The 17,193-nt window shown below is 30.8% G+C and carries 18 protein-coding genes; 12 read left to right on the top strand and 6 right to left on the bottom strand.

Annotated elements, in window-relative coordinates:
* Positions 1 to 55: 55 nt before the first annotated feature.
* A complete protein-coding gene (locus tag H2650_RS14395; RefSeq protein ID WP_188051522.1) occupies positions 56 to 703 on the bottom strand; it encodes an SGNH/GDSL hydrolase family protein in 648 nt (215 codons plus the stop codon).
* 295 nt (positions 704 to 998) lie between these two features.
* On the opposite strand from H2650_RS14395, the gene H2650_RS14390 reads away from it, so the two are divergent.
* Complete coding sequence (locus H2650_RS14390; protein ID WP_188051521.1) at positions 999 to 2,051, top strand: sensor histidine kinase KdpD; 1,053 nt, start codon at positions 999 to 1,001, stop codon at positions 2,049 to 2,051.
* Positions 2,052 to 2,254: 203 nt separating this feature from the next.
* Positions 2,255 to 2,665 (top strand): OsmC family peroxiredoxin, encoded by a 411-nt coding sequence (locus H2650_RS14385; RefSeq protein WP_188051520.1) that lies wholly within the window; start codon positions 2,255 to 2,257, stop codon positions 2,663 to 2,665.
* A 76-nt stretch (positions 2,666 to 2,741) separates the two neighbouring features.
* On the opposite strand, the gene cysM is transcribed toward H2650_RS14385, so the two are convergent.
* A complete protein-coding gene (gene cysM / locus H2650_RS14380; protein WP_188051562.1) occupies positions 2,742 to 3,629 on the bottom strand; it encodes a cysteine synthase CysM in 888 nt (295 codons plus the stop codon).
* A gap of 349 nt (positions 3,630 to 3,978) precedes the next feature.
* Here cysM and H2650_RS14375 point away from each other — a divergent pair, with 349 nt between their 5' ends.
* Positions 3,979 to 4,677: a DUF1003 domain-containing protein gene (locus H2650_RS14375; RefSeq protein ID WP_188051519.1), complete on the top strand. Its 699-nt coding sequence runs from the start codon at positions 3,979 to 3,981 to the stop codon at positions 4,675 to 4,677.
* 38 nt (positions 4,678 to 4,715) lie between these two features.
* Here the strand turns inward: H2650_RS14375 and H2650_RS14370 are convergent, their stop codons facing one another.
* A complete protein-coding gene (locus tag H2650_RS14370; protein ID WP_188051518.1) occupies positions 4,716 to 4,994 on the bottom strand; it encodes a DUF2752 domain-containing protein in 279 nt (92 codons plus the stop codon).
* A gap of 100 nt (positions 4,995 to 5,094) precedes the next feature.
* Here H2650_RS14370 and H2650_RS14365 point away from each other — a divergent pair, with 100 nt between their 5' ends.
* Positions 5,095 to 5,277, top strand: coding sequence for a hypothetical protein (locus H2650_RS14365; protein ID WP_188051517.1), 183 nt, complete (start codon positions 5,095 to 5,097; stop codon positions 5,275 to 5,277).
* Positions 5,270 to 5,821: a Smr/MutS family protein gene (locus H2650_RS14360; protein ID WP_188051516.1), complete on the top strand. Its 552-nt coding sequence runs from the start codon at positions 5,270 to 5,272 to the stop codon at positions 5,819 to 5,821. Before H2650_RS14365 ends, H2650_RS14360 begins: the two co-directional genes overlap by 8 nt.
* Before the next feature lie 141 nt (positions 5,822 to 5,962).
* Here the strand turns inward: H2650_RS14360 and H2650_RS14355 are convergent, their stop codons facing one another.
* Complete coding sequence (locus H2650_RS14355) at positions 5,963 to 6,907, bottom strand: hypothetical protein (protein WP_188051515.1); 945 nt, start codon at positions 6,905 to 6,907, stop codon at positions 5,963 to 5,965.
* Positions 6,908 to 7,110: 203 nt separating this feature from the next.
* Here H2650_RS14355 and H2650_RS14350 point away from each other — a divergent pair, with 203 nt between their 5' ends.
* Both H2650_RS14350 and H2650_RS14345 read left to right on the top strand, forming a co-directional pair.
* The gene (locus H2650_RS14350; RefSeq protein ID WP_188051514.1) at positions 7,111 to 8,019 is read left to right on the top strand and encodes an EamA family transporter; all 909 of its coding nucleotides are present in this window, start codon (positions 7,111 to 7,113) and stop codon (positions 8,017 to 8,019) included.
* 28 nt (positions 8,020 to 8,047) lie between these two features.
* Positions 8,048 to 9,172, top strand: coding sequence for a cysteine desulfurase family protein (locus tag H2650_RS14345; RefSeq protein WP_188051513.1), 1,125 nt, complete (start codon positions 8,048 to 8,050; stop codon positions 9,170 to 9,172).
* A gap of 22 nt (positions 9,173 to 9,194) precedes the next feature.
* On the opposite strand, the gene H2650_RS14340 is transcribed toward H2650_RS14345, so the two are convergent.
* Both H2650_RS14340 and H2650_RS14335 read right to left on the bottom strand, forming a co-directional pair.
* Positions 9,195 to 9,488 (bottom strand): chaperone modulator CbpM, encoded by a 294-nt coding sequence (locus H2650_RS14340; RefSeq protein WP_188051512.1) that lies wholly within the window; start codon positions 9,486 to 9,488, stop codon positions 9,195 to 9,197.
* Positions 9,485 to 10,372 (bottom strand): DnaJ C-terminal domain-containing protein, encoded by an 888-nt coding sequence (locus tag H2650_RS14335; RefSeq protein WP_188051511.1) that lies wholly within the window; start codon positions 10,370 to 10,372, stop codon positions 9,485 to 9,487. The genes H2650_RS14340 and H2650_RS14335 overlap by 4 nt, the downstream gene beginning before the upstream one ends.
* A 551-nt stretch (positions 10,373 to 10,923) precedes the next feature.
* Between H2650_RS14335 and H2650_RS14330 the strand changes: the two genes are divergently transcribed.
* The 5 genes from H2650_RS14330 to H2650_RS14310 are packed head-to-tail and all read left to right on the top strand — an operon-like array spanning position 10,924 to position 17,177.
* Complete coding sequence (locus H2650_RS14330) at positions 10,924 to 13,230, top strand: PAS domain-containing protein (protein WP_188051510.1); 2,307 nt, start codon at positions 10,924 to 10,926, stop codon at positions 13,228 to 13,230.
* Between the two features lie 6 nt (positions 13,231 to 13,236).
* Complete coding sequence (locus tag H2650_RS14325) at positions 13,237 to 13,962, top strand: ATP-binding protein (RefSeq protein ID WP_188051509.1); 726 nt, start codon at positions 13,237 to 13,239, stop codon at positions 13,960 to 13,962.
* A gap of 4 nt (positions 13,963 to 13,966) precedes the next feature.
* The gene (locus H2650_RS14320) at positions 13,967 to 14,377 is read left to right on the top strand and encodes a response regulator (RefSeq protein ID WP_188051508.1); all 411 of its coding nucleotides are present in this window, start codon (positions 13,967 to 13,969) and stop codon (positions 14,375 to 14,377) included.
* Between the two features lie 19 nt (positions 14,378 to 14,396).
* A complete protein-coding gene (locus tag H2650_RS14315; protein WP_188051507.1) occupies positions 14,397 to 14,807 on the top strand; it encodes a response regulator in 411 nt (136 codons plus the stop codon).
* A 45-nt stretch (positions 14,808 to 14,852) separates the two neighbouring features.
* Complete coding sequence (locus H2650_RS14310) at positions 14,853 to 17,177, top strand: response regulator (protein ID WP_255462920.1); 2,325 nt, start codon at positions 14,853 to 14,855, stop codon at positions 17,175 to 17,177.
* Positions 17,178 to 17,193: the final 16 nt, after the last annotated feature.

The raw sequence follows: 17,193 nt of genomic DNA, 5'->3' as shown, positions 1-17,193 counted from the left end.
TCAAAAAAAATTAGAATAATTTACTGCATCTTAGAAATGGCTTTCCAAAGAAGTGTTATTTATCGGATTTTAAAACAAATGCTATAGCTTTCTCAGCAAGAGGTCTCATTACTTGATAACCCATTTTATTGGGATGTACGCCATCATTTGAGTATTCTTTTTTTAAACCTTCATGTGCATCAACCATAACGGAATAATAATCGATATAAACAATTTCATTGCTTTGAGCATAATTTTTAATTATTTCGTTCAATGCTTTTATTTTCTCAATAGGTTGTTGATTGGGTTTCCAAGAAAAATCAATAGCGGGCAAAACCGAACAAAGGATTACTTCAATCTGATTGGCTTTAGCTAATTCTACCATCGAAAAAATATTATCTCGTATCATTTCAAGACTAGATGGACCAGTATTTCCAGCGATGTCATTAATTCCGGCAAGTATAATAACTACAGTTGGTTGTAAGGCAATCACATCGGCTCTAAAACGAATAAGCATTTGAGGGGTAGTTTGTCCACTAATACCTCGATTGATATAAGATTTATTCACAAAATAGTCCGGATCAATCATTTTCCAGAACTCGGTAATGGAATCTCCCATAAAAACCACTCTTTTTTCTTCTAATACAGGAATTGGCAACAAACTGTTTTCTTGTTGGTATTTACTTAAATTAGGCCAGTCTTGAGCTTGTTTTTTTGTTGCCATTGTTATTGACGAAAATTTGTAATTACTGTGATTTCAATTTAAGAAATAGCAAGGTAGAATGCAATTTCTAAAAACAATTTGGACAAATTTACCTTTTATCTGCCAGAATTTAAATTTAAGAGCTTTTATCTTTTATTAATTGCATCAGTACTAATAGAATAGTTAAACGCAAAATGATTATTCGATTATAGACTCTCTAATAAACGAATGTTAATTTACTAAAATTGTTTTAAAATTGAGATTTAAACTTGATTATACAATTTGTTTATCTTTAAATTTATGAAAAAAAACGATAATGAGATTGTATCAAAAACTTTCAAAGATTAATTTTTTAAAAAAGAGCTATGCTTTTAAATTTCTATTTGTTGCTTTTATTGGCATCCATATTCCGCTTATAGGAATTTTATTTTATGTTCTTTATGGCAGTAAAAATATAGCTGCAAATACTATATTATTCGTTGCACTAGTCATGACATTAATAGCGAGTGCTATTACATTATATTTTTTAAAGCATTTAATTAAACCAATTGAAATAGCCTCTAAAGCTTTAGATAATTATAGAAATGAACGAAAAGTACCCTCTTTGCCAACAGATTTTTCAGACGAAGCAGGTTTGCTAATGCGAAACATACAAAAATCAATTTTAGAGAATGAGCGTTCTTTAAGTGATAATCAAGATTTAATTTATTTGCTTTCACATGATTTTAAAAACTTCACTGGAAACTCTCAAGGTTTAGCAGAACTTATTTTAGACGAAAGTCCTTCAGAAATAGTGCAAGAATATGCTCAATTAATTAAAAAAAGTACTATTCAACAATTTGTTTTTATAGAAATATTTATAAAACTAATGAAAGATCAAGAAGAGCTTTTAAATCGTCCTCTGAAAGTAAATACAATTAGTTTGCAATCTGTTCTTGAAATAGTACGCATACAAGTCGCTCCAAAATTAATTTCTAAAAAAATTATATTAAATTCTTTTTTCCAAATTGACGAAGTGCTTTTGACAATTGAGGAGGATTTGTTGGTCAGAGTATTGGTCAATTTAATTGATAACGCTATTAAGTTTTCATTTCCAGAAAGTGAGATTCAATTTACCGCAAGTAAAATTGACAATAAGATTGCTCTTGTAGTTTCTGATTCCGGAATTGGATTTAACCTAAATGACAAAGAGGAACTATATAAAAGATTTACAACTCGAAGTAGGGTAGGAACATCAAACGAACCTTCAACAGGAATAGGATTGTACTTGTGTAAAAAAATAGTTGAGAAGTATCAGGGAAACTTGATTTTAGAAAGTCCAGGTGTTAATAAAGGATCTACATTTTCTGTGCTTTTTACTAGCTTTTAATCGACGTTTAATGCTTTAAAATTTCGTTAAAAAGAGTATTTTTAAAAGAAAAATAGGATTAAATGAGCTAAATTTGAGAGAATGTAGATTTTTAATGAGACAGGATTTTTTTAAGTGAAACAAAAACTAGACTCTCAATATTTTAAAATCTAAATTTAAATTAAAAACATATTTATTAAAATTTATTTAAAAATACAGGTATTATGAAAAGAAATGCAACCGCAGTATGGAATGGTTCACTAAAAGAAGGAGCCGGAAAATTAACAACACAAACTACAACGCTAAAAGACACTCAATATTCATTTAAATCTCGTTTTGAAGAAGGAGTAGGTACCAATCCTGAAGAATTGATTGCTGCAGCACATGCAGGTTGTTATACAATGCAATTGACTGCTTATTTAAGCGAAGATGGTTTTGAAGTAGAAAGTATTGAATCAAAATGTGATATTGATTTACAAGAAGGAACAATTGTTACTTCTCACATAACAATACACGCAAAAATAAAAGATATTGCTGAAGACGTTTTTCAACAATATGTTACGAAAGCAGAGAAAAATTGTCCTGTTTCTAAGGTGTTAAATGCAGCTATTTCTACAACTGCTACTTTAGCTTAAAAACTGATTTTCTTTTATATAAAAAAGGCTTGATTTATAGTACAATCAAGCCTTTTTTGTATTGTATTAAGAAGATCTATTCAAATAAATCAGAAGATAGGTAACGATCACCACGATCGCAAATAATGGCTACAATTACTCCTGATTCTAAAGTGTTCGCTATTTTTATTGCCGCAGCAACAGAGCCACCACTACTCATTCCTGCAAAAACACCTTCTTCAAGTGCAAGACGTTTGGTCATTTCACGAGCTTCTTTTTCAGAAACTTCAATGATTGTATCTACTTTCGAAGCGTCAAAAATCTTAGGCAAGTATTCTTGAGGCCATTTTCTAATTCCTGGAATTTGTGAGCCATCGCTAGGTTGTGCTCCTAAGATTTGGATATTACTATTCTTCTCTTTCAAATAGGCAGACGTTCCGATGATTGTTCCAGTGGTTCCCATAGCAGATACAAAATGAGTTACTGTACCTTCGGTATCATTCCATATTTCTGGACCTGTTGTTTTATAATGTGCTTTCCAGTTGTCATCGTTGGCAAACTGATTGAGCATGATATAGCCGCCTTCAGCGACTTTTTTATCAGCGTAATCTCTAGAACCAATTATTCCCGTGCTAGCGGGCGTTAAAATGACTGTAGCGCCATACGCTCGCATAGTTTGGGTACGCTCTTTTGTAGAATCCTCAGGAAGTATTAATTCTATTTCTAAATTAAACAGTTGTGCAATCATTGCCAATGCAATTCCGGTGTTCCCACTAGTGGCTTCAATAAGTTTATCTCCTTGTTTTATTTCACCTCTTTCTAAAGCTGATTTAATCATGTTATAAGCAGCACGATCCTTAACGCTACCTCCAGGATTATTTCCTTCTAATTTGAGTAAAAGTTTTACATTTTTGTTTTGTACCAAGTTCGTAGATTCTACCAACGGCGTATTTCCTATAAGGTCTAGTATTTTATGTGATTTCATTCTGTATTGTATTCGTATGTTTTTTTTAAGATCACCACCAAATAGTGAAGAGGATAGTGCTAATTGTTTTATGAATAATATTTGTAAAGTAAAACTGTTATAAACAGCAACAACCAAGATATAAAAGGATGTATTTAGAATTGAATGGCATTGTGTAAATTTTATAAAGAAAATCAAAGATATTGAACTTTGTCGATATATCGTAATGCGGTTATTTAGAGATTTTGAAGTTTTTATAAAAAGTAAAAATTTTTCATCAAAAGATATTTTTAGAAACCTCAAAAACTTTACAATATGAAAAAGTATATTTAATCGATCTTTTTCTAAATTAGCAATTAAATACAATTTCATGAAAAATAATTTGACTTTTATAAGTGATGTCTCAAAGAAGGAATTTCCAATTGATGATAAGATTTCTGGCAAAGCGGTACGAGATCCAATTTTTGCATTAATTCAGACTGACTTTCCAGAATTTGATGAAAATAAATTTCTATCGGTTTCAGAACTCAATATGTATCGTGAGAAATACATCTCTAATTATTTAGCGGTAGAAATTGGAGAACTTTCTAATTTAGAAAATAAAGTTATTGGATCCCTAAAAAAAGATGTTTCATTAGTGAGTAGTGTAGAAGACGAAGTAGGTGATCGAACTTTTGGACAGAAGGTCGCAGATAGTGTAGCTGCGTTTGGAGGAAGTTGGAAATTTATCATCATGTTTGGTGTTTTTATCCTGTTGTGGATAATGGCAAATATTTATCTTTTGGTAGATAAAGGATTTGATCCCTATCCATTTATTTTACTGAATTTAATCTTGTCATGTTTGGCTGCATTACAAGCTCCAGTAATTATGATGAGCCAAAATCGTCAGGAAGAAAAAGACAGGGAAAGAGCAAAGAAAGATTATATGATTAATTTAAAATCGGAACTCGAAATCAGAATGCTTCATGAAAAATTAGATCATTTGATTATGCATCAACAAGAAGAATTAATTGAGATTCAAAAAGTACAAATTGAAATGATGAATGATATTTTATCCAGAATAAAATAATTTTTTTCAGTTCAAAAAAAAGTAAAAAGGAAACACTTTTAATAGTGTTTAAAAAAATAACCGCCAACCATAAAAGCGCCATTTAGTACAGCAGAAACTACGATTAATTTTTTATAGTTTCTGTTGGTGTCAATAAAATTTAAACCTAAAATTGCTAGAAAAAAAAGGGTAGTTAGCAGAGCAGGATACATCTTAAAAGATTCTATAAAATCACCTTCTAAAAGCAGTAAAAAACTACGTTGAAAACCACAGCCCAAACACTCTATTCCAAAGAGTGTTTTACTTAAACAAGGGAACATATATTTTTCTAAATCCAATGGTTTTGATTTTTACAATTTTACAAAAAAATAACTAACGGCTCAAATAATAAATAGGCAATTTTAAATTCATTACTTTTGGAATCTGATAATTTAAAAGATGAAAAAGTTTATAATCCCCATAATGATTGTTGCAATAATTGTTGCCTTGTACCAACAGGCGAGTGCCGAAAAAAACGTGTACATTATGGTTGTTGCAATTGTAGTTTTTATGATTGGTATGATGAAGTTAAGTGCCAAAACACCTAGTAAAAATCAAGATAAAGAAGACGAAAATGTTTAGTAAAGGAGATAAAGTTTCTGTGCTTGATGAAGCCATGGATGGAGTAGTGTTGTCAGTCAAGGAGAACCAAGTTACGATAGAAACAGAGGACGGATTCGTGATGACATTTTTTGTCAATGAATTACTTAAAATAAACGATTCCAGTAACTTACTAGATTCTATTAGAAGAATAAATGTAAGTGAGATTTCAAAGGAAAAAGAAATTCCAAAAGCACGAAGTTTTGTCAAAGAGAAAAAATCTAGACACGAAATTCCTGCTCCAGAGTTTGATTTACACATCGAAAAATTAGTACCAAACAAACGCGGAATGTCAAATTATGATATCCTAACTTTACAAACAGAAACAGCTAAACGCCACATCGAATTTGCGATTAGAAATAGAATTCCGAAGATTGTTTTTATACATGGTGTGGGCGAAGGCATTCTAAAAGCAGAGCTGGATTTCTTGTTAGGACGATATGATAATATTGCTTTTGCAGAAGGTAATTATCAAAAATATGGACAAGGAGCTACGGAGGTTTTTATAAAACAGAGTGCAATGTAAAATGTTTTTCTGATTCGGAAGCCAAATAAAAAAGGTTCGATTTTAAGAGAATTTCAAATTGAAAATTCTCTTAAAATTGAACCTTTTTTTAATTTTAAAATAGTACTTTTTATTAGCGTATTTTTAGTCAATTTTATAGCATTAATTAGTAGTCAATAATTCTCCATAAATGAAATTATCGCCTAATAGAAAATCACTATTTCCTTTCTTTAATTTTGCTTTTTTGATAACCAAAGTATGCTTAAAACCGTTGCCAAAAACCGTAGTTGTTACTTCGATACTTCCGCTAGTATTTGCAACTCCAGCGACTGCAATCCACTCTTCAAGAACAGGTGGGTTTGCTGGAAAAGCATTGTTGCAAAAATAATCATCGGTCAATAATCCAGAGAATAATCGGTAGGTAAGTTTGTTTTTTGTATCACTTATCAAACCAATTCTTGGGGTGTTTAGTGGTGTAGCTGTATTCACAATTAAGCTAGGATCTATGTCAAGAATTAGCGCTTCGCTACTATTTTTATCATAAACTTGTTTCGAACTAGAGCATTGTTTAAGCACTTTAGTGAAGGCCAATGGTAAAGCTGTAGCGCTTATAACATAGTCTCCAAAAGGGAAAGTTTCATATACTTGTTTGCCGTTTGCTTTGCTAAAAGTAACATTTCTAAAAGTTATATTGTGATTGTATCCTGTGATTTTCGAACTGTTATCCGTTGTGTTTACTATTTTTTTTGCAGTGCTATTAATCACTATTTGTCCACCAGTAGCAGTCCATTGATCTGTTACAATTGGTGTAGCCGGAGGAATCAATTCGCAAATCGTTGAAGACGTTAATTTATCATTATACAACCGATAAATAAGACGATTGGTATCACTAATTAAAAGTGTTTGAGAACTTGTTTCAGTAGGAAAAACAATTTTAGTAGCCTCAAAAATTAAGGATTCGTTATCTTTTAATTTATAAAGTAACTGATTCGTAGTACATTTTTGAACTTCAACAGCATCAAAACTGATGTTTTCTTGTGTTAAATCTCCATCATCACAGCTGTTTAAGACTAATGTGAAAACCAATAAACTTAGGATTTTTTTCATTTTTATAATATTTGTAACAAAAATAGAATTTTAATTTGTTCGAAATACATTCCTGTTTAAAAATAGCCTATATGATCTAAGTTATGCCTTGATTAATTATAGATTATTACTAAAAATACTAGGTACATTTAAGATTTCAAATTGAATTATGCTATTATAAAGCAGAATGAAAATCGTATATTTGCGCGAATTTAATATCGTCTATGAGACTTAATAAATATTACTCAGCTGCTTTTTTAGCTTTTTTTATCTGGGGTTTTTTTAGTTTTGCTTTAAAACCTTTACACAATTATCCGTCTTTAGATATACTATTTTACCGTGTGTTTTTTAGCGTTATTACAATGGTTTTGATTAACCTTATTTTTAGAAAAAATGTGATTCGCAAAGATTGGAACCATTTTAAAAATAGCTCTTCTAAACAAAAAAGAAGTATTGTTTCCTTGACCCTTGGAGGCGCAATTTTTCTTATTCTAAATTGGTTTGTTTTTATCTATGTGGTTAATCACATTAGCGTTAAGGCTGCTTCTTTAGCGTATCTAGTTTGCCCTATATTAACAACTGTTTTTGCTTATTTTATTTTAAAAGAACAACTTACTAAATGGCAATGGGTTGCTGTAATGATTAGCTTTACAAGCTGCATATTGCTTTCCTTTAATTATTTTAGAGATATTTTTTATAGTCTTATTGTAGCAGCAACATACGCCTCTTATTTGGTTAGTCAAAGGAAAAATAGTGAGATGGATAAGTTTCTTGTTCTAACTATTCAGCTTGTTTTTACTGCAGTTGTTTTACTGCCATTTTATCCAAAATATAGTGGACCGGTTCCCACAGAACCTTTGTTTTATGGTTGTATGTTTTTTGTAGTTGTGTTTTTTACGATTATTCCGTTGTTTCTAAACTTGTATGCACTCAAAGGGATAAACTCTTCAGCAGTTGGGATTATGCTTTATATTAATCCAATAATAACGTTTTTAGTAGCCATTTTCTATTATGATGAACAAGTAACTTCGCTTCAGTTGTTTGCTTATTCTTTAATTTTAGTTTCAATTGTTGTTTTTAATGAAAGAGCTTTGTTTTCTAAAAGAAAGAATGCTTTATCTTCAAAAATGTAATGTTCAAAATAATTTATACTTCAGAAAAATGAAAAAAATATATCTCGATAACGCTTCTACTACAGCATTGCGTCCCGAAGTAATTCAGGAAATGACTCATGTTTTGACTGAGGATTATGGAAATCCTTCTTCTACTCATAGTTTTGGTCGTACTTCTAAAAGTATTTTAGAGCTTTCTAGAAAGTCTATTGCTCAAAATTTGAATGCCACTGCACAAGAAATTATTTTTACTTCTTGCGGTACAGAAGCTAATAATTGGATTCTTCGTTCTGCGGTTAAAGATTTAAAAGTAACGCGTATTATTACCAGTAAAATGGAGCATCATGCCGTTTTATATACCGCATTAGTTTTAGAAAAAGAATTTGGAATTCAAATTGATTATGTTGCTATAAAACCAAATGGTGAAATTGATTTGACACATTTAGTAGAATTACTTTCACAAGAAAAGAAAACATTAGTTAGCTTAATGCATGTAAATAATGAGACAGGAACTATTTTAGATCTAGAAAGAGTGGCAATCATTTGTAAGGTACATGATGCTTTATTTCATTCTGATACGGTTCAATCTGTAGGGAAAACTATTATCGATTTACAAAAAACAACAGTTGATTTTATTGTAGCAAGTGCTCATAAATTTCATGGACCTAAAGGTGTTGGTTTCGCATTTGTTCGTAAAAACTCAGGTTTACAACCTCTATTTTTTGGTGGTGAGCAAGAAAAAGGATTGCGTGCAGGAACGGAAGCTTTACATCAAATTGCTGGAATGGCAAAAGCATTAGAACTTTCCTATAGCAATCTAGAAGAGGATAAAATTCATATTTTAGAATTAAAAACAGAGCTGATTTCAAAACTAAAAACTGCATTTCCTACGTGTAAAATTAATGGAGGAACAAACGGTTTTTATACGATTTTAAATGTTCTATTGCCTTTTTCTGAAGACAAAACAGCGATGATTTTATTTCATTTAGACATGAAAGGAATTGCAGTTTCTAGAGGCAGCGCCTGTCAATCAGGAAGTATCAAACCCTCTCATGTTTTAGTAGAAATCCTTTCTGAAGAAGATTTAAAGAAACCAAGTTTGCGTATTTCTTTTAGTCATTTCAATACAAAAGAAGATATTGATAGTCTTATGGATGCCTTGCAAAAGATTTAAAAAAGAGTTGCCAAATCAAGTATTAACTTTCGTAAAGACGCAATCTGTTTTTAACGGAAACTAGCTCCTTTTGCAGGTTGTCTATTTTTTGTAAAAGATTAAAAACAACATCAATTCCTTCTGTGTTTACAGCCAATTCTTGATGCATGCGTATCATCTTTTCTATTTCATATATAGCATCCGATTCTATATATGAAGTAGTTTCGATTGTTTTTATTGAGACTAATCCCATTTCGTTAAGATTCGTAAAAAAGGATATTTCAACTTTATAATGAGAGCACAATTCTGTTATCGGAATTAGTTTTTCTAGATTCATAAGGTTTGCATTTTAGCTAGTTCTGTAAATAATTCCTTTTCTTTTTCTGAGAGTTTTTCAGGAATTTTTATTTGATACGTAAGATACAAGTCACCAAACTCTCCCTCTTTTTTATATACAGGAAATCCTTTTCCTTTCAATTTTACTTGAGTCCCATTTTGAGTTCCGGGTTTTACCGTCAGTTTTACTTTTCCTTCAAAAGTAGCTGCAGTAATTTCTCCTCCTAATACGGCAGTGTATAAGTCTAAAGCAACATTGGCATAAAGATTATTTTTATCTCTTTTAAAATCAGTATGGTTTTCTATAGAAAAAGTGATAAATAAGTCACCTTTTGGACCATTGTTGGAGCCTTCGCCACCTAAGCCACTTATTTTTATTTGCTGTCCGTTTTCGACTCCTGCTGGAATTGTAATTCGGATGTTTTTTCCATTTATCGTTAAAGTTCTTTTGTTTGTGGTGTAAACATCTTTTAGATCAAGTCGAAGTTCAGTACTAAAATCTTGTCCTTTATAGGGTGTATTTCGGCGACCGCCACCAGCAGATCTTCCGCCAAACATTGATTCGAAAAAATCAGAAAAATCACCACTATCAGAAAATCCTCCTTGTTGGCTATTGCCTTGGTATTGCTGTTGTTGTCTTGATTTTTCAAACTGTTCCCCGTTTTGCCAGTTTTCACCATACGAATCATATTTTTTACGATTTTCGGGATGGCTTAATACTTCATTTGCTTCATTTAATTCTTTAAACTTCCTTTCGGCTTCTTTGTCGTTAGGGTTTAAATCAGGATGGTATTTTCGAGCAAGTTTACGATAAGCCTTTTTTATTTCGCTTTCAGTTGCCTTTTTATCCACTTCAAGTACCTTATAATAGTCAATGAATGCCATTTTGTTTTTGTTTAGTTGATTTTGTTGTCGTACAAAAAAAGGAGTAGTAGAAGTACAAAACCAAATTTAATCATTTTTTTGATGTAAAAACAGGCGAATTTATTTTATTGTACTTCTTTTTAGTGCGTAAAGTAGCTCAAACAAATTTCCGTATTAAAGTTTTGAGATCGAGCTTTTAGGTTTTACTCTTAGAATTGTGTAGTACTTAAAATTGAATTAATAAACTAAAAACATAAATTTAATCTGCACAATGAGGATTAGAAATCAGGTAAATATCTTTTTATTCTAGAAAAAAGAGTATCGAGTTTCTATCATTTCCGGTCTTTATTTTTAGCTTTTTACAAATTAAAAATTCAGTATTTCTAATTTATAATTTTTATAAACACTTAATATAATGGTATTAAAAGCATCTTAATTCAAAAATAATTTTATTTTTGTAGAAAGCATTTTAACTATAAAATTGACTTCACCAATTTGACTTTACGTTACTTTACGGAATCTAGTGCTGTTCTTATTCCTTTCTCCTATATTAAGATATAAATTACTATTGAATGAAAATAAATCCTATACCAGCCAATGAAGTTGAAAGATTAAAAGAACTCAAAAAGTATTCAATTTTGGATACTTTATCAGAAGTAGAATACGATTCAATTACTCAATTAGCCTCATATATTTGTGATACACCTATTGCTTTAGTTAGTTTAATAGATGAAGAAAGACAATGGTTTAAATCAAGTGTCGGTATTGACGTTAGCGAAACCTCCAGGAATATCTCTTTTTGTCAATATACAATTATGGGTGATGACATTTTTGAAGTTCCAAATGCTTTAGAAAATGATTTGTTTGCAAAAAATCCTTTAGTTACAGGAAACCCTAATATTCGTTTTTACGCCGGATCACCGTTACGAACCAAAAATGGTCTTAATATGGGATCCTTGTGTGTCATTGATACTAAAGCAAGAGTGCTTACGGAACAGCAAAAAAAGGCTTTGCAATTATTATCCAATCAAGTGGTCACTTTGTTAGACTCTCGAATCAAACATTTTGATTTTCTTGAATCTCAAAAAGAACTTCAGAATTTTATAGATTTGTCTAAAGATTTGGTCTGTATTGCAAATGTAAACGGATTGTTTTACAAAGTAAATCCTGCTTTTACAACTGTTTTAGGCTTTTCTAAAGAGGAGTTAGAAGGCGTTCCTTTTACCAATTTTGTACATATAGATGATTTGCCTTCTACACTAAATCAAGTAGAAAAACTGTCAAAAGGGGAGTTAACAATCAGTTTTGAAAATCGTTTTCGTTGCAAAAACGGACAATATGTTACTCTAAGTTGGAATACGTCTCCCGATCCAGCTACTGGAAACCTTTACTGTATTGCTCGAAACATGACTAAAGAAAAAGCAGTTGAGCAAAAATTAATTGATAGTAATAATTTATTAGATGAATCTCAGAACATTGCTAAAATTGGAAGTTGGAAATTTGATTTAATTACTAATGACCTTATTTGGTCAGATGGTCATTATCGAATATTTGAGTTAGAAAGACAGCCTTCAGGACAACTTTTTGAAAGTTATAGAAGCAGAATTCATAAAGATGATTTAGAATTATTAAACAAGACTTCAGAAATCGCCTTAAAAACGGGAAAGAACTTTAAAATAAAATATAGAATTGTACTTCCTGATCAAAGTATTAAGCATATTCTAGAAATTGGTCAACCTTTTACAAATGATAACGATGAAGTAATTGAGATAAAAGGGATCGTTCAAGATATAACAGAAATAACAATTGCCGAACAAAAAATCATATTAAAGTCGAAAGAAATCAACGATATTAGAGCAGCTTTAGACGAATCTGCAATTGTTTCTATATCAGATAAAAAAGGAATGCTTACGTATGTAAATGATAATTTTTGTTCAATTTCTCAATATACAAAAGAAGAATTGATAGGAAAAGATCAAAGTACTATAACCGGTTCTTTAGACAAGGAGATCTTAAACACTATAATAAAAGGGAAGGTCTGGAAAGGTGAAATTAAAAACTCATCAAAAGATGGTTTATCCTATTGGGAGAAAATGACAATTGTTCCTTTTTTAGGTGAAAATAATAAACCCTACCAATACGTTTCGATTAGTACTGATATTACCGATCAAAAAATAGCCGAAGAAAGTTTAAACAACGCATTAGCAGATTTAGAAAAAAAGAATAGAGAACTTGATGAGTTTGCTTACGTAGTTTCTCATGACCTGAAAGCGCCTTTAAGAGCTATTAATAATCTTGCCGAATGGATTGTTGAAGACATGCCATCAATGCCGGAAGAAGTAAGTTCTAATTTTGATTTACTACGTGGAAGAGTCTTGCGAATGGAAAATTTAATTAACGGTGTTTTAGAATATTCTCGTATTGGCCGCGTTGCAATTGAAAAAGAAACAATAGATATGACCTTGATGCTCGATCAGATTATTGATATTATGGTTCCAAAGCTCGATTTTGAAGTTATAATTGGCCAAAATTTCCCTACCATACTGTCTGAGCGAATACTGTTGGAACAGGTTTTTAGTAATTTAATTAGTAATGCTGTTAAATACAATAACAAACCCATAGGAATAATTGAATGTTACTATGAATCATTACCAGATTTTCATCAATTTACGGTAAAAGATAATGGGCCAGGTATTGCAGAGGATTACCATAATAAAGTTTTTAAAGTTTTTCAAACTATTGTAGCCCGCGATGTAAAAGAAAGTACAGGAGTAGGATTATCTATCGTAAAGAAAATTATTGAAGAAAAAGGCGGATCCATACGTATTGAATCTAAAGAGAATGAGGGATGTAGTTTTATTTTTACAGTTCCTAAATAAATAAAAATGGAGAAATCGCAACAAGATTGCCAAGAGGAATTGGCTGCTTTAAAAAAAGAATTTGATGATTTTGTATATATCGTTTCTCACGATATAAAATCGCCCATGAGAGCAATAGCTAATATTGCCACTTGGATAGAAGAAGATTTATCCAATGGGCTCACACAAGATGTAACCAGTAATTTCGAATTACTTAAAAATAGAGTAAATCGATTAGAAAATATGATGAATGGGTTGTTAGAGCTCTCTCGTGTGGAACGAGCAGAATTAGAATTTTATTGCGTTAATATCCCTAAAATGATGTCTAGTTGTTTTGATTTGTACCGTAATAACCATGTAGAATTTACTTTAGACACTACAATTGTTACTGAAAACTTCATTACCTTAGGTGCAAAGTTCCAAAAAGTCATACTTGGTTTATTAGACAATGCAGTACGATTTAATGACAAAGAGCAGATAAAAATCAGGGTAACTATTTTAGAAAGTGATGACGAATTTACTATAGAAATTACCGACAACGGACCAGGAATTCCCGAAGAAGTAGTTCCTAAAATATTTTCTATTTTTTACACTGTAAATTCTAAAGATGTTGTCAATACAACAGGAGCGGGATTAGCAATTAGTTGTAAAATTTTAAAATTAGTTGGAGGTAAATTGAGATACACTGCGGGAATCAGTAATGGTTCAATTTTTACGTTAAATTGGCCCAAGAATATAATCTTAAAAAATTAAATTTATGAACCAAAAATTGGTGAATATCTTGCTAGTCGAAGACGATGAAGTAGATGTGATGAATGTAAAAAGAGCATTCTCTAAGAACAATATAATGAACCCTCTTTTTGTTGCTGGAAACGGTATTGAAGCTTTAGAAATGCTAGAAAATCAAATAATTCCGCTTCCAAAAATCATAATTTTAGACATCAATATGCCAAAAATGAATGGAATTGAATTTCTTAAAATTATGAGAGAAAAAGAAAAACTTAAAAACATATCCGTTTTTGTTATGACTACTTCAAACGAAGATACCGACAAAATTAACGCATACAATTTGAATGTTGCAGGATACATTCTTAAACCATTATCTTTTGAGAAATTTCTGACTTCAGTAGCAACTCTTAAAAACTTTTGGCAGTTATGTGAAATGTAAAAGTTCTAATTCATTTTTTATGGGGAATTTCAGTATCTTATTGGTCGAAGATAGAGTAACTATTATAGAAAATATAAAAGGTTTTTTTTCAGAAAATGAAACAAGACCTACTTTATATTCTGCCACCAATACCATTGATGCATGGTCTATGCTAGAAGGTTTTTCTAAATTAAATCCAATTCCTAAAATTCTTCTCATTGATGTAAATAGAACAAAAGAGGAAGGCATACTTTTATTAAATACCATTCGGAACCATCCCGATTTAAAATCAATTTTAGTTTTTGTAATCACAGATGCTGCTCAAGAAACAAATAAAGCAGCAGTTTTGAAATTGAATATTGCAGGTTATATTCCCACTTCGTTTCAAAGTCAGGAATTATATTACTGCTTTTCAGTACTAAATGACTATTGGAATATGATTGAATTCTAAGTTAAATAATTCACCACTATGGCAGTTGTTTTAAAAATATTAATAATGGACGATGATAAAATCGATTCCATAACCATCAGCCGTTCCATAGCGCAATCTGGAATTATAGCTGACGTTGATACCGTTTTTTCTGCAAAAGAAGGATTGGTGCTTATCCTGTCTTTACAATATGATCTTATTTTTTTAGATTATATGATGCCAGATACAGACGGAATTTCCTTTTTGAAAAAAATTAGAGATCTGGAAATTGAAACACCTGTAATTTTCGTAACTTCTCAAGGAGACGAAAAAGTGGCCAGTCAAGCCATTTTAAGCGGAGCATCAGATTATATTCCGAAAACTTTATTGACTCCAGATGGAGTATCACAAAGCATTAGAAATGCAATTAAATTACATGAGAGTTTAAAGCTTAGAAAAATTACCGAACTAGAACTCAAAGTAAATTCAAACCGACTTTTAGAAGCACAAAAATTAGCTAAAATTGGAACTTGGGAAGTGAACTTAAGCAACAATGAATTGTTTTTTTCTGAAGAATTCTTTACCATTTTTGAAGTTGAAAAAGATAATTCTCCTACGATAGAATTTATTAATTCCTGTTTTACGAATCCGAAAGATTTAGCCCTTTTTGAAAAAAATCTTAATATAGTTAAGAGAAAGAATAAAGAAGTACAATTTCATCATAGCATCACTACTAAAAAAGGAAATATAAAATATATCAATCAATTTATCAAATGTTTAAATGATGAAAAAGACAAGCCTTATAAGATTTTAGGAACTATTCAGGATATTAGCGAACAAAAACGAACTGAAGCGGAGCTGATAAAAGCGAAAGAACTTGCCGAAGAAGCTGTTGTCATAAAAGAGCAGTTTTTGACTAATATGAGTCACGAAATTAGAACTCCTATGAACGGTATCATTGGTTTTTCTAAAGTTTTAGAAAACACTAAATTAGATAATGACCAAAAGCAAAGTGTAGAAGCCATTAAAAAAGCAGGTCAAAATTTGATGGTTATTATTAATGATATTCTTGATTTTTCTAAAATTGAAGCCAATAAAATGACTTTTGAAGAAGTGAATTTTTCTTTATCAAAAACAGTTGTTTCTGTGATTGAGTTACTAATCTCTAATGCCAAAGAAAAAAAAATAAAGTTATTATACGATATTGATTCAAATATAAATGATAATTTAATTGGAGATCCAACAAAACTTTTACAAATTTTATTGAATTTAGTGGGTAACGCTTTAAAATTTACAGAAAAAGGTTTTGTAGAATTAATTGTTACTGAACTTCAGCAAACTGCAACAGACTGTTTGTTAAAATTTTCTGTAATTGATACTGGAATAGGAATTCCGGAAGATAAAATCGATTCTATTTTTGAGAGTTTTAATCAAGCATCTAATGAAACAACTCGTAAATACGGAGGAACAGGACTTGGACTTACCATAACTCGGAAACTGGTTGAGTTGCAAGGTGGTAAAATTACAGTTGAAAGTGACATTTCAAAAGGAAGTGAATTCTCCTTTTCGTTACACTATAAAAAGGCACAAGACACAATTGGTATTACTAATGATTTAAATCATAAAAAAGTATCACCAGAGTTTCTTAAAAACATCAAAATTCTTTTAGTTGAGGACAATGAACTGAACCAATTGCTTGCCATTAAAGTATTTAAAAAATGGGATAAAGAAATTGATGTAGCTGCTAACGGAAAAATTGCCATCGAAAAGATTACTAATAATAATTATGATATTATTTTAATGGATATTCAAATGCCAGAGATGGATGGTATTGAACTTACAAATTATATTAGAACGCACATGGGAGTCAAAGCCAACACCCCTATAATTGCCCTGACAGCGCATGCAACAGTAGGTGAGGAGCGAAAATGCATTGATAATGGTATGAATGATTATCTATCGAAACCCTATGATTTTGAGGTTTTATTATCTAAATTAAATCAAAATTTGAAGTCATCTAAGGTTCAATCTTCTGTTTTAAAAGTTTATAAGAACCCAGAAATCACTTCGGAAAATCTATTTGATTTTAAATATTTAAAAGATTTAGCGGAGGGAGATTTCGCTTTTATAAAAAACATGGTGGCTCTTTTTTTAAATAATACACCACAAACATTAGATGCAATTTTAGATTCTAACCAAAATGATGACATAAAAGTGTTAAATGACGAAATTCACAAACTGAAATCTTCTCTAAGTTTATTGGGTATCACAAAGGCTTCGGAGAGCGTTGCTATTATCGAAAACGAAATGCTAACAAATCCTTTAGGAGACCTAAGAAAAGAAGAAGTTGTTAATTTGAATGAAATTTGTAGATTGGCAATTAAACAATTAGAGTTAATCGAAGAATTTTAAAGCCTTAAACAACATT

Origin of the sequence: Flavobacterium sp. GP15, assembly GCF_014281985.1 — a bacterium.
In the GTDB taxonomy this organism is placed as follows: Bacteria; Bacteroidota; Bacteroidia; order Flavobacteriales; family Flavobacteriaceae; genus Flavobacterium; species Flavobacterium pygoscelis.
This window is presented reverse-complemented; position numbering and strand designations above follow the sequence as displayed.